14 protein-coding genes are annotated in these 12,871 nt (G+C 47.5%); 6 read left to right on the top strand and 8 right to left on the bottom strand.

Annotated elements, in window-relative coordinates:
* Window position 1: 1 nt before the first annotated feature.
* On the bottom strand, window positions 2-235 hold the full coding sequence (locus BLU98_RS11235) for a hypothetical protein (RefSeq protein WP_026768078.1): 234 nt from the start codon (window positions 233-235) through the stop codon (window positions 2-4).
* A 194-nt stretch (window positions 236-429) separates the two neighbouring features.
* On the opposite strand from BLU98_RS11235, the gene BLU98_RS11230 reads away from it, so the two are divergent.
* The 3 genes from BLU98_RS11230 to BLU98_RS11220 are packed head-to-tail and all read left to right on the top strand — an operon-like array spanning window position 430 to window position 2,817.
* A complete protein-coding gene (locus BLU98_RS11230) occupies window positions 430-900 on the top strand; it encodes a low molecular weight protein-tyrosine-phosphatase (protein WP_257574917.1) in 471 nt (156 codons plus the stop codon).
* A gap of 26 nt (window positions 901-926) precedes the next feature.
* On the top strand, window positions 927-2,294 hold the full coding sequence (gene hisS, locus BLU98_RS11225) for a histidine--tRNA ligase (RefSeq protein WP_257574916.1): 1,368 nt from the start codon (window positions 927-929) through the stop codon (window positions 2,292-2,294).
* A gap of 46 nt (window positions 2,295-2,340) precedes the next feature.
* Window positions 2,341-2,817: a hypothetical protein gene (locus BLU98_RS11220; RefSeq protein WP_092724111.1), complete on the top strand. Its 477-nt coding sequence runs from the start codon at window positions 2,341-2,343 to the stop codon at window positions 2,815-2,817.
* Window positions 2,818-2,947: 130 nt separating this feature from the next.
* Here BLU98_RS11220 and BLU98_RS11215 read toward each other — a convergent pair whose 3' ends face one another.
* On the bottom strand, window positions 2,948-4,141 hold the full coding sequence (locus tag BLU98_RS11215) for a thiolase family protein (RefSeq protein ID WP_092724110.1): 1,194 nt from the start codon (window positions 4,139-4,141) through the stop codon (window positions 2,948-2,950).
* Window positions 4,142-4,202: 61 nt separating this feature from the next.
* On the opposite strand from BLU98_RS11215, the gene rlmN reads away from it, so the two are divergent.
* The 3 genes from rlmN (at window position 4,203) to BLU98_RS11200 (ending at window position 7,111) form a co-directional block, all read left to right on the top strand.
* Entirely contained in the window at window positions 4,203-5,246 is a 1,044-nt protein-coding gene (rlmN, locus tag BLU98_RS11210) for a dual-specificity RNA methyltransferase RlmN (RefSeq protein WP_092724109.1), read from the top strand.
* Window positions 5,247-5,317: 71 nt separating this feature from the next.
* Window positions 5,318-6,352 (top strand): pseudouridine synthase, encoded by a 1,035-nt coding sequence (locus BLU98_RS11205; protein WP_092724108.1) that lies wholly within the window; start codon window positions 5,318-5,320, stop codon window positions 6,350-6,352.
* Between the two features lie 48 nt (window positions 6,353-6,400).
* On the top strand, window positions 6,401-7,111 hold the full coding sequence (locus BLU98_RS11200) for an RluA family pseudouridine synthase (RefSeq protein WP_092724107.1): 711 nt from the start codon (window positions 6,401-6,403) through the stop codon (window positions 7,109-7,111).
* On the opposite strand, the gene BLU98_RS11195 is transcribed toward BLU98_RS11200, so the two are convergent.
* From BLU98_RS11195 to ffh, 6 genes are all read right to left on the bottom strand, one after another.
* On the bottom strand, window positions 7,112-8,389 hold the full coding sequence (locus BLU98_RS11195) for a metal-dependent hydrolase family protein (RefSeq protein ID WP_092724106.1): 1,278 nt from the start codon (window positions 8,387-8,389) through the stop codon (window positions 7,112-7,114).
* Between the two features lie 95 nt (window positions 8,390-8,484).
* A complete protein-coding gene (locus BLU98_RS11190) occupies window positions 8,485-9,120 on the bottom strand; it encodes a peroxiredoxin (RefSeq protein ID WP_092724105.1) in 636 nt (211 codons plus the stop codon).
* 71 nt (window positions 9,121-9,191) lie between these two features.
* Window positions 9,192-10,355 (bottom strand): DNA polymerase IV, encoded by a 1,164-nt coding sequence (gene dinB, locus BLU98_RS11185; protein ID WP_092724104.1) that lies wholly within the window; start codon window positions 10,353-10,355, stop codon window positions 9,192-9,194.
* Window positions 10,356-10,387: 32 nt separating this feature from the next.
* On the bottom strand, window positions 10,388-10,906 hold the full coding sequence (gene rimM, locus BLU98_RS11180) for a ribosome maturation factor RimM (protein ID WP_092724170.1): 519 nt from the start codon (window positions 10,904-10,906) through the stop codon (window positions 10,388-10,390).
* A gap of 62 nt (window positions 10,907-10,968) precedes the next feature.
* The gene (gene rpsP / locus BLU98_RS17970) at window positions 10,969-11,427 is read right to left on the bottom strand and encodes a 30S ribosomal protein S16 (protein WP_092724103.1); all 459 of its coding nucleotides are present in this window, start codon (window positions 11,425-11,427) and stop codon (window positions 10,969-10,971) included.
* Window positions 11,428-11,545: 118 nt separating this feature from the next.
* A complete protein-coding gene (ffh, locus tag BLU98_RS11170) occupies window positions 11,546-12,868 on the bottom strand; it encodes a signal recognition particle protein (RefSeq protein WP_092724102.1) in 1,323 nt (440 codons plus the stop codon).
* Window positions 12,869-12,871 lie beyond the last annotated feature (3 nt).

Below are 12,871 nucleotides of genomic sequence, written 5' to 3'. Positions count from 1 at the left end.
ACTAATAATCATTCTTGAATCCCCTGTACAACCGGAACCCTCCATACAGCAGGCAGAGCCCGCCGAAGAGATACCGGAACGTGTTATCAATTCCCAAAAATTGCTCAATGTTGAATTTAGCCGCTCCCAGCATCACTACAGCCATTCCAAGAATCAATAGGGCCATTGTAAAGTCATAAATACGACGCATCAAAGTATAACTTTTACGTCGTTTATCTCTCAGCTCGTTCTCCATTTAACAAAAAGTTGAACCCAGGGGCGGGCAATTTAGTTAATAATTGTATTCGCTACACATTAAAAAATCATGCATTTTTCGAAAACCCGCATTTCATTATTAAGATGCAGGGGGCCAGTATTTTCCATAATGCATAAAATTTCATGTTTGTCCGCCACAGAGCCAGATTGGCCGCAGCCTATTATCTTTGTGCTATGAAGATACTGATGATATGCCTGGGTAATATTTGCCGCAGTCCGCTCGCAGAAGGTATTTTGCAGCAGAAGGCCGATTCACGGGGTTTGCGCTGGCAGATAGACAGCGCCGGCACTGCCGGGTACCATGTAGGCGAACCACCTCATCATCTCTCGCAGAAAGTAGCGAAGCTGAACGGAATAGACATCAGTTCCCAGCAGTGCCGGCAGTTTGCTGCCGAAGACATGGATGATTTTGATCGCATCTATGTTATGGATGTCGATAATTATGCCGAAGTAAAACGAATGAGTGGTCGTTATTGGCAGCCAGGTAAAGTATCGCTGTTACTGGATGAATTGTATCCCGGCGAAAAGAAGAGTGTACCCGACCCCTGGTATGGTACCGAAAAAGATTACCACGAAGTATTCGGGATGATCGATAAGGCCTGTGAGCAGATCATTTATAAATACGAGCCAGCATCCATTCATTAATTCAACAATATTCAGATACTATTTTCATGAGCAAACCGGGATTACCTCAAGGCACCAGGGATTTCAGCGCAGCCGTTGTTCGCAAGCGCCAGTATATTTTCAATACCATCCGCACCGTATTCGAGCGTTATGGCTTCCAGCCGCTGGAAACGCCTGCCATGGAAAACCTCGACACACTCATGGGTAAGTATGGCGAAGAAGGAGATAAACTCATTTTCAAAATACTCAACAACGGACTGGATAATCCTGCCAAACACGACGCAGCCACAGCAGATTTCGAAAAAGTATTGCAGGGAAAAAACACGAAGGGCATTACGGAAAGAGCGCTTCGTTATGACCTTACCATTCCTTTTGCGCGTTATGTGGCCATGAACCATGGTCAGCTGACCATGCCTTTCAAACGTTACCAGGTACAGCCGGTATGGCGTGCCGACAGGCCGCAAAAGGGCCGGTACCGCGAGTTCTACCAGTGCGATGCGGATGTGGTAGGCAGTTACAGCCTGTTGAATGAAGTAGAATTGGCCAATATCTACGCTACTGTTTTTGCGCAATTGGGCGTACGTGTTGAGATACGCATCAACAGCCGCAAAATACTGGCTGCATTGGCCGAAATATGTGGCGGGGCCGATAAAATGACCGATATTACCATTGCTGTTGACAAGCTGGATAAAATTGGTATTGAAAAAGTGAAGGAAGAATTGATCCAGCGCGGATTGAATACCCAACAGGTGGCTACCATCGAAACCTACCTGCACATCGAAGGCGACAATGCCGGTAAAATAAATCAACTGCGTTCGCTGCTGGGCAACAACACAACGGGACAAAAAGGAATTGAAGAAATCGAATACCTGCTCTCCTTTTCACAACTAACAAACAATAATTCACCACTCACAACAGATTTCACCCTGGCCCGCGGCCTCAACTACTATACGGGTATCATTTTCGAAGTGAAGGCGCTGGATGTGCAAATGGGCAGTATTGGTGGCGGTGGCCGCTACGACGATCTCACCGGCTTGTTCGGTGTACCCAATGTGCCCGGGGTGGGCATCAGTTTCGGAGTTGACCGGATTTATGATGTGATGGAAGAATTGCAACTGTTTCCCGATGCAGTTCAGGCAGGTACCCGTGTATTATTCTTTAATTTGGGCGATGCAGAGAGTAAAGCGGCGTTTGTATTGATGCAGCAACTGAGGGAAAAAGGTATTGCGGCTGAGTTGTATCATGAAAACAGCAAGTTCGATAAGCAATTTAAATATGCTGAGAAAAAGCAGATCCCTTTTGCAGTGATCATTGGCAGCAAAGAACTGGAAACAGGCACTTGCGTGGTTCGTCAATTGAGCGATGGGCAACAGCAAACCATCCCCCAATCAGCGTTGGCCGGCCGTTCCTTCTAAACTTTGGCACAATATTCGGTGGATTGGGTAGTCAATTCCTGATACCATGAGAATCCCGGTTATTGCTTTATGTTTCGTTGTGCTGGTTGCTGCCTGTCACCGGAAAACCGTTCCTTCCAAAAACAACGCACCTCCTGCAACTACATTGCCAGGCAAGTCCGTTCCACCCAACACAACGGTGCCGTCTGCTCACGCAGATTCACCTGCAATCATCAATCCAACTATTTTGGGAAGCCCCCTCATCGTGGTAGACGGGTCGGGCAATATTGTTACATCGAAAGACAGACTCCCTTCCGATATCGCGGCCAAAGTACATCTCTCCAATTTAGCCAGGTCTTTCACACCTGCACAAAAAAAGAACCTGGTGTACCGGTATAAAATGATTCCTCCAAAAGTGTTATATGTACCCGAAGGATATGTTTCGAAAAGCGCCCGCGGTAAATACATTATCTACAGGAAAAAATTCTGGTACTGGCAACAAGCCGATGGGCTTTTTCATTTAGACCCTACTTATTATCAATGAACCGTTCCGTCATCCCGAGCAACGTTACCCTGAGCGAGCGAAGCGAGTCGAAGGGGCAGCCGAGGTATCTGCCCGAGTCTCCAGCAGTTCCTTCGACTCGCTTCGCTCGCTCAGGATGACGATGCAGTAATTACAAGCCTTCGTATACAACAGCGGCCCCCTGGCCTACACCCACGCACATAGTAGCGAGCCCGTATTTCAATTCACGCCGGTGCATCTCGTGTAATAAAGTAGCGGAAATACGTGCCCCGCTGCATCCCAGCGGGTGACCAAGCGCAATAGCACCACCATTTACATTCACTTTGGTATGATCGAGTTCCAGTTCACGCATACAGGCAATACTTTGTGAAGCGAAGGCTTCATTGAGTTCTATAAGATCGAGGGCCTTCACGGTAAGTCCCGCCCGCTGTAACGCTTTCTCCGACGCCGGTACGGGCCCAATACCCATGATGCCGGGATGCACGCCTGCAACACCCATGCTTACCACACGCGCCAGCGGTGTGAGGTTGAATACTTTCACTGCTTCTTCGCTGGCCAGTAATACCGCAGCGGCGCCATCGTTGATGCCCGATGAATTCCCTGCCGTAACGGTTCCGTCCTTCGCGAAAGCCGGACGCAATCCCGCCAGTTTCTCCAATGAGGTTTGCCTGGGATGCTCATCCTGTACGAACCAGTTCACCATATTATCGTTCACCATTTCTACCGCCACGATCTCATCATCCCATTTACCTGCGGCCAGTGCCGCCGCATATTTTTCCTGCGAAGCCAGCGCAAAAAGGTCCTGCTCTTCCCTGCTGATCTCCCATTCGCGGGCCACATTCTCTGCGGTCTCGCCCATGCTGTAAGGATGATACATTTCGGTCAGTTTCTTATTGGTAAAGCGCCAGCCGATGGTAGTATCATAAGTTTCTGTTTTACGGCTCCAGGCCCCATCGCTCTTAGCGGTTACAAAAGGCGCGCGCGTCATACTTTCCACGCCTCCTGCGATATACAACATGCCTTCATTGCACATGATGGCCCTGGCTGCATCCATGATGGCCTGCAACCCGCTGGCACAAAGCCTGTTAACAGTATTGCCGGCTACACTGATGGGCAAGCCCGCCAGCAACGCAGCCATACGCGCCACATCGCGGTTGTCTTCACCCGCCTGGTTGGCAGCGCCGGCAATCACATCTTCTATCCTGGAAACATCTATACCGGGATTACGGTTGATCAGGGCGGTGATCACCAGTGCCAGGAGGTCGTCGGGCCTGGTGGCACTCAATCTTCCGCCATAACGGCCAATGGGTGTTCTTACCGCATCTATTACATAACAGGTTTGCATATCAAAGGGGCTTATGTTTCATTGATGCGCAAGATAGAATATGTAGCGGTATCTTTGCAGGATGGATACACAGCGGGAGAATATCAGGCACCTGGGTTTGGATGGACTGACAGCTTATTTTGAACAGATAGGCGAAAAGAAATTCCGTGTCAAACAAGTGCACGAATGGCTCTGGCAGAAGCACGCGCATAGCTTTGAGGAAATGACCAACCTGAGTAAGGACCTGCGCGCAAAGCTGGCACAAGATTTCTCATTGCCTGCCCTGCAGGTAGATGCCACCCAGTTCAGTAACGACGGTACTGTTAAAAGTCGCTTCAAAACCGTAGAAGGACATTTGGTAGAAGGTGTGCTGATACCTACCGAGGACCGCAAAACAGCCTGCGTATCGTCGCAGATCGGTTGCAGTCTCAGTTGTAAGTTCTGTGCCACCGGATATATCGAACGTAAGCGCAATCTGCACTTCGACGAGATATACGACCAGGTGGTGCTCATCAACCAGCAAAGTCTGCAAGCTTATAACCAGAAGCTGAGCAATATTGTTTTCATGGGTATGGGCGAGCCTTTGCTCAACTATTCCAATGTAATGAAAGCCATAGAGCGCATTTCGGCGGAAGATGGATTGTTCATGAGTCCGCGGCGCATTACGGTTTCCACTGCCGGTGTTGCCAAGCAGATCAAAAAATTGGGTGATGACCAGGTGCGTTTCAAACTGGCTTTATCGCTCCATGCAGCCAATGATGCCAAGCGGAACGAGATCATGCCCATCAACGAATCGAACAATATCAAAGCGTTGATCGAAGCCCTGAATTATTTCTACAAACAAACGGGAAATGAGATCACGCTGGAATATATTCTTTTCAAAGACCTGAACGACAGCAAGCAGGATGCAGAAGAACTGGTGAAAGTATTCAGGCAGATTCCTGCCGACCTGGTCAATATCATCGAATACAATACCATCGATGCTTTTAAATTCACGAAGCCCGATGAAGACGATATCCAGCGTTTTATGAACATACTGGAGGCCAATCATGTGAATGCCCGGTTGAGAAGGAGTCGTGGCAGGGACATAGACGCGGCTTGCGGACAATTGGCCAATAAAGGATAAATAAACATACCGTCATCCCGAGCGAGCAAAGCGAGTCGAGGGACCTGTTGTAAAACAGCAAATCAATACAAATGCAAAAAAAACGTACCGACAACTTCAACAAGTTTGCCAATAAAAAGAAAGGCAGTGCTATCAAAGAATCCATCCGCCAGGAAAAGAAAAAGGTCAAGGCCGAAGCCAGGGCTGCAGGCGAAGAGTTCCGCAAGAAAAAGCTGGATAAGATGCGGGGAGTGAAAGAAGGAAAAGAGATCAAACACCAAAAGCCAACAACCAATCATCAAAAAAACACCCGTCAACCGGCTGCCGCAAAATCAGCTACCGGTCAGCAGCAGGTCATTCCCCAATCAACCATAAGCCAACAATCATCGGAGTTGATGCCGCTGAACAAGTTCATTGCACATGCAGGCGTTTGCGGAAGAAGAGAAGCAGCAGAACTGGTGAAAGAAGGGAAAGTAGTGGTGAATGGTGATAAAATATTTGAACCGGGATATAAGGTTTCTGCAAAAGATAAAGTAGTTGTAAAAGGCAAGCAGGTTTTCCTGCAAAAAAATGCCGTTTATGTTTTGCTCAATAAACCAAAAGATTATATCACTACTTCAAACGATCCGCAAGGCAGGAAAACCGTGCTGGAGCTTGTTAAAAGCGCTACCACAGAACGCATATATCCGGTGGGTCGTCTCGACAGAAACACAACAGGCGTACTGCTGCTTACCAACGACGGCGAGTTGGCGCAAAAACTCACCCACCCTTCTTTTGAAGTTAAAAAGATATACGAAGTAACGCTCGATAAACCTGTTATCAAAAAAGACCTGGACGCCATTTTATCGGGTGTAACGCTGGAAGATGGTTTTGTATCGGCCGATGCTGTTGGCTATGCCGATACAAAAAGTAAAAACATCGTAGGTATTGAAATACACAGCGGCCGCAACCGCATCGTGCGCCGTATTTTTGAGCACCTGGGGTACGATGTAAAAGGATTGGATCGCGTGATGTTCGCCAATCTCACCAAGAAAAATGTAGACCGCGGCAAATGGCGCTATCTCAACGAAAAAGAAGTGAGACTGTTGAAGTTCCTCAACAACTCCTTCATTAAAAAAACTGTCTAGAAAAGATCGTTACCCTCTAACAACTGCCAACTAACAACTATCATCTCCATGAAGCCGGAAATTATTTTCGAGAACGAATATTTTGTTGCAGTAAACAAACCTGCGGGGCTGCTGAGTATCCCCGATCGTTTGGGACAGGAACTCTCTTTGAAGCAATTACTGAAAGACAGGTACGGCGAAATTTACACTGTTCACCGCCTCGATAAAGACACCAGCGGCATCATTGTATTTGCGAAAGATGAAGCCACGCACAAACAATTATCGCAGTCGTTCGAAGGACGTGAAGTAGAAAAATATTACCAGGGCCTTGTGCAGGGCATTCCCTTTAACAAACAAGACAGTGTTGACGCTTCCATCATGGAACATCCCGGCAAGACCGGCAAAATGATCACGCATGTAAAAGGCAAAGCCTCCCTGACCGATTATGAAGTATTGGAATCGTTCCGTTTATACAGTTGGATGCAGTTCCGCATCCATACCGGGCGCACGCACCAGATCAGGCTGCACATGCAGCACATAGGGCATCCCATTGTATGCGACGAGCTCTATGGCGACGCGCAGCCTGTTCTGTTATCAGCCCTTAAAAAGAAATTCAAACTTTCCAAAGCCGCGGAAGAAGAAAGGCCTTTGTTGTCACGACTGGCATTGCATTCCCACCGGTTGAGCTTTGAACTGAACGGAGAACGTTTTGAACTGGAAGCCGAATTGCCCAAAGAACTCCGCGCATTGCTGCAGCAATTACGCAAGTGGAGTTTCTGATCAATCCTGCTTGTATACAATACCATTCTTCATTACAAATTTTACTTTCTCCATAGACCGGATGTCTTTTACCGGATCACCATCGATCGCAACAATATCGGCCAGCTTTCCTTTCTCGATCACACCCAGGCGATCATCGCCCAGCAGGTCGGCAGCAGAAAGCGTTGCAGCCCGGATGGTTTCCAACGCAGGCATGCCGGCTTCATTCATGTACACAAATTCCATCCAGTTCTTGCCGTGGGCATAAACACCGGCATCTGTACCAAACGCAATCTTTACGCCTGTCTTGTATGCTCTGGCAAATGTGTTTTGCACTTTAGGTCCGATGGCCAATGCCTTGGGGGCAACCAACTCCGGAAAATAACCGGGCTTTTTAGCCGAATCGGCAACAGATTTTCCTGCAATGATGGTGGGTACATAATAGGTACCCATTTTCTTCATCAGTTCCATCACTTCATCATCCATATAAGTGCCATGTTCAATAGAGTTCACGCCTGCACGTATGGCGCGTTTCATGGCTTCTGCACCGTGACAATGCGCCGCCACTTTAAAACCATAGTCTTTTGCCGTTTCTACAACGGCTTTCAGTTCTGCATCTGTGAACTGTGGGTTCTCACCGCTTTTGGCCACACTCAGCACACCGCCTGATGCAGTGACCTTGATCAAATCGCTTCCTTCCTTGTACCGCTGGCGAACGGCTTTCATAGCATCATCGGCGCCGTTGATTACGCCGGCAGCCGGACCGGGATCACCCATCAGGTCTCTGCGGTAACCGTTGGTTGGGTCTGCATGTCCGCCTGTAGTGGCAATAGCTTTGCCCGCAGTATATACACGTGGGCCCACGATCAATCCTTTATTGATGGCATTGCGCAATGAAATATTCACGCCCGATCCACCCAGGTCGCGAACGGTGGTAAACCCGGCCATCAGGGTTTTACCGGCAAACACCACCGACTGGAATGCATAGTCTGCCGGGTTGTATGTGAAGGTTTCCATGTACCTGTTGGGATTGGTTTCCAATTCCAGGTGCACATGCATATCAATCAATCCGGGCATCACCGTTCTGTTCTTCAGATCGATCAGTTTATCGGCAGGACCGGCATTTACATAACCTTTCTGTACTTCAGCAATCTTATTGCCTTCTGTTATGATGGTCATTTCTTTCAGCAATTGCAGGTGCTGAACATCTACCAGTTGTCCACAATGGATAATGGTGCGTTGCGCCAGCAGGTTACCTGCCATGCAACTCATAAAAAAGAAAAGTAGCAGTTTTCTCATGGATGATACAGTTTGGTGAAAGTTAATCAAAAAAAAGCCCCGGTAATCAAATTACCAGGGCCTTTGGCTGAGAACAAAATATCGATTGCTTGCTTTTATTTGTTGGGCTGTGGCGTATAACGCAGGTAAGGCTTCACCTCTTTCACACCTTTGGGGAACTTCTGGATCGCATCTGCAGTGCTGATAGAGGGAACCACGATCACATCTTCGCCTTCTTTCCAGTCGGCAGGCGTAGCCACGCTGTAATTGGCTGTCAGTTGCAAAGAGTCGATCACACGCAATACTTCGTGGAAATTCCTTCCGGTTGATGCGGGGTAAGTAAGGGTGAGTTTGATTTTTTTATCCGGACCAATCACAAACAGGGAGCGAACGGTAAATGTTTCTGATGCATTGGGATGGATCATGCCATAAGCATTGGCAATGGATTTATCTTCATCGGCAATGATGGGGAAACCAACAGTAACATGCTGTGTTTCGTTGATATCATTCACCCATCCATTGTGTTTATCGAGCGGGTCAACGCTTAGCGCCAACACTTTCACATTGCGTTTGGCAAACTCTTCCTGTAAAAGAGCCGTTTTGCCCAATTCAGTAGTGCAAACCGGTGTATAATCGGCAGGGTGGGAAAAAAGAATACCCCATCCATTGCCTAAATACTCGTGAAAATCGATATTGCCTGCCGTGGTTACGGCCTTGAAGTTGGGCGCCAGGTCCCCTAAACGTAAACTCATGGTGATTATTTTTTGGATCACGAAAATACTTATTTCCTACCAAACTGGTAGACTTATTTTAAAAAATATTCTTACTCTTTTCCTTTTTTAAGGGTTCTTGCCTTTTTCAGGGCGGTTTTCCCGAATTTATTCTTTACCTCGTCAATGGCTTTATACAGCTTGTTTTTTCTTTCAGCATCATCAAAAAGGCTGCCCTGCACAGCATGGTTGGTGAGCTCACTCAACCGCACGCCCAGCAAGCGAACGGACTGTCCTTTGCGGTATAATTGATGGAAGAGTTCAATGGCCTGTGGTATCAGTTCATCATCGCGTAGTGTACGGGAAATGGTTGTTTGTTTTGATGTGGTCTCAAAATCGGGATAACGGATCTTGACAGCGATGCATCCAGCCAGCTTTTCATCCCTCCTTAACTCAAAAGCCACCCTTTCTGTGAGCCGCACCAATTCACTCAATAAGAAATCTGTGTCGGCCGTATTTTCATGGAACGTGTTTTCACTCGATACCGATTTTGCTTCATGATAAGCGTGTACCTGGCCGTTGTGAATGCCCTGCGATTTTTTCCAGAGGTCAGCGCCGGTCTTGCCCAATTTTTTTTCAAGTATCGCAACAGGTGTCTCGCTCAGGTCGCGTATGGTATGGATGCCCATCGCTTTGAGCAGCAGGAAAGTTTGTTCACCCACTCCGGGAAATTTGTTTACCGGCAACGGAGCTAAGAAATCTTTTTCTTTCCCGGGTTGAACAAAAAGATAACCATTGGGCTTGGCTTCATCGGTAGCGATCTTGGCTACCATTTTATTTGCAGCCAAACCAAATGAAATGGGTAATTGGGTTTTGTCGATGATCTCCTGCCGCAGGTCAATGGTCCATTGATACGGATCGAAAAAACGGTCCATACCTGTGAGATCAATATAAAATTCATCGATCGACGCTTTTTCAAACAAAGGGGCTTTGGCGGCGATGATATCGGTTACCCATTGGGAATAGCGGCGATATTCAGTATGTGTGCCGCGGAGTACAACAGCATGCGGACAAAGTTTCATAGCCCTGCTCATAGGCATAGCACTGCGTACGCCGAATTTCCGCGCTTCGTAACTACAGGAAGTCACTACGCCTCTTTCAGGTGTACCACCCACGATCACTGCTTTTCCTTTCAGGGCAGGCTGCTGCAACAATTCAACACTCACAAAAAAAGAATCGAGATCGAAATGGGCAATATAACGCTGCTGTTCTGCCATACGTCCACTAAGTTAGAGAGATTTCAAAAGGATCAGCGGTAAATATCCAGCAGTCCGTCCGGTAGGGTAACATGCACTTCTTTTCGTGCATGATCAATGCTGTTCAATGTTTCAGCATGTAAGGGTATCAATGCTTCATTGCCATTGAGGTTGATGCGCAACAACACCTGATGTGGTTGTTCGATCACTTCTTCAATAGGGCCTAAATGTTCGGCTTCATCAGTAATGAGTTCAAAGCCCAGCAATGAAATGGGGGCAGATTTGCCGGCCAGCTTGCGGAAATCGGCTTCGGGCAGCCATACATTGCGTGTAGCAAGCCGGTTGGCGGCTTCTTTGGTATGAACACCCTCCAGTTTGATATAGGTTTCGGAATGATCTTTCGCTTTTGAAGATTCTATGAAATAAGGCAGGTAAGCGCCTTTCACTTCTTCAACAAAGATGGCTTCCAGTCCGGCGAAAGTGGTTTTCTTACCCAATGCATGCTTGAGTATCACTTCTCCTTTCAAACCAAAACTGGCTACGATCTTACCAATATGGATATAATCATTCATGCAGTAAAAATAAAAACAAAGCCCCAACAATGTCGGGGCTTTGCAACTATGGTTTTATCCCATTAAGCTTCAGCAGTTCCTTCAGAAGCTTCTTCATGTTTGCTTTCCACCTTCTTTACTACGGGGGTGTAAGCTTTACGGGCTCTTTGGGTTTTTCTGTGCTCTTCGTTACGACGGGCGATGCTTGCTTCATGCTCACTATGCCATGCCTGGAATTTGGTCATTGCAGTAGCATCATCAAACAGTCCCAGTTTCACACCCCTCAGCAGGTGCTTCAGGTACAATACTCCCTTGAAAGAGAGGATACGGCGAACTGTATCGGTGGGCTGAGCTCCCTTGTGCAGCCATTCCAGTGCTTTCTGACGATCGAGCTGGATGGTAGCGGGTACAGTAAGCGGGTTGTAAGTTCCGATCTTTTGGATGAACTTACCGTCTCTTGGCGCACGTGCATCGGCTACTACAATGAAGTAGAAGGGCCGTTTTTTGCTGCCGTGGCGTTGTAGTCTCATTTTGACTGCCATGTTAAATAGAAATTTAAAGGCGTTAAGAAATTAGTTAACAAATCAGACCGCGAAATTAGCCCAAAATCTTAGAAAATCAAAGTACTAGTCTACCAAACTTGTTATGATTCTGTAAAAACTATCGCTTCATACCGGGGAACCTGCCTCCCATGGGCATATTATTCATCATTTTCATCATTTGTTTCATCTGCTCAAATTGCTTCATAAAGGCATTCAGTTCCTGTATGCTCTTGCCGCTGCCCTTGGCGATCCTTTCCTTGCGGGATGGGGTCATTGCATCGGGATTGGACCGCTCGAAAGGTGTCATGGACTGTATCATGGCTTCGATGCCTTTGAAAGCATCGTCGTTGATATCTACATCTTTGATGGCCTTGCCCACACCGGGAATCATACCCATCAGGTCTTTCAGATTACCCATTTTTTTTATCTGTGCAAGCTGGTCGAGAAAATCCTGGAAATCGAACTGGTTCTTGCGGATCTTTTTCTCCAGTTTTTTGGCCTCCGCTTCATCGTACTGCGCCTGGGCTTTTTCTACGAGCGTAGTAATATCACCCATGCCCAGGATACGTTGTGCCATCCTTTCAGGATAGAACACATCCAGTGTATCCATCTTCTCACCACTACTAACAAACTTGATGGGTTTGTTCACCGTGTACTTGATAGATAAAGCCGCACCACCGCGTGTATCACCATCGAGCTTGGTAAGCACCACACCGCTGAAATCGAGCCGGTCATTGAAAGCTTTGGCGGTGTTTACCGCGTCTTGTCCGGTCATGGAATCCACTACAAACAATATCTCGGCAGGATTCACCGCCTGTTTGATATTGGCCACTTCGGTCATCATCGCTTCATCGATGGCCAGTCGCCCCGCCGTATCGATGATGATCACATTTTTATTTTTAGCTTTCGCTTCTTTGATCGCATTTTGGGCAATCGCTACGGCATCTTTGTTTTCGCGCTCGCTGTAAATATCCACACCCACTTGTTCTGCCAGCACGGTCAACTGGTCAATCGCCGCAGGGCGATAGATATCGGCCGCTACCAACAGGGGTGATTTACCTTTTTTTGTTTTGAGGTAATGCGCCAGCTTACCGGTGAAAGTGGTTTTACCACTACCCTGTAACCCGGCAATGAGTATGATGGCAGGATTGCCTGTGATGTTGAATTGCGCTTCGGTACCGCCCATGAGCTCGGTGAGTTCGTCTTTCACGATCTTCACCATCAACTGCCCGGGGCTGATGGCATTGATCACTTTCTCTCCTACCGCTTTTTCCTTCACCTTATCGGTGAACTCTTTGGCTATCTTGAAATTCACATCGGCATCGATGAGTGCCCTGCGGATGTCTTTGACAGTATTGGCAACATTCAGGTCGTTGATGCGCGCTTCTCCGCGGAGGTTCTTAAACGCCGATTCGAGTTTTTCACTGAGTGAATTGAACATGGT

It is taken from the genome of Hydrobacter penzbergensis, assembly GCF_900106985.1.
GTDB classification, from domain to species: Bacteria; Bacteroidota; Bacteroidia; order Chitinophagales; family Chitinophagaceae; genus Sediminibacterium; species Sediminibacterium magnilacihabitans.
This window is presented reverse-complemented; position numbering and strand designations above follow the sequence as displayed.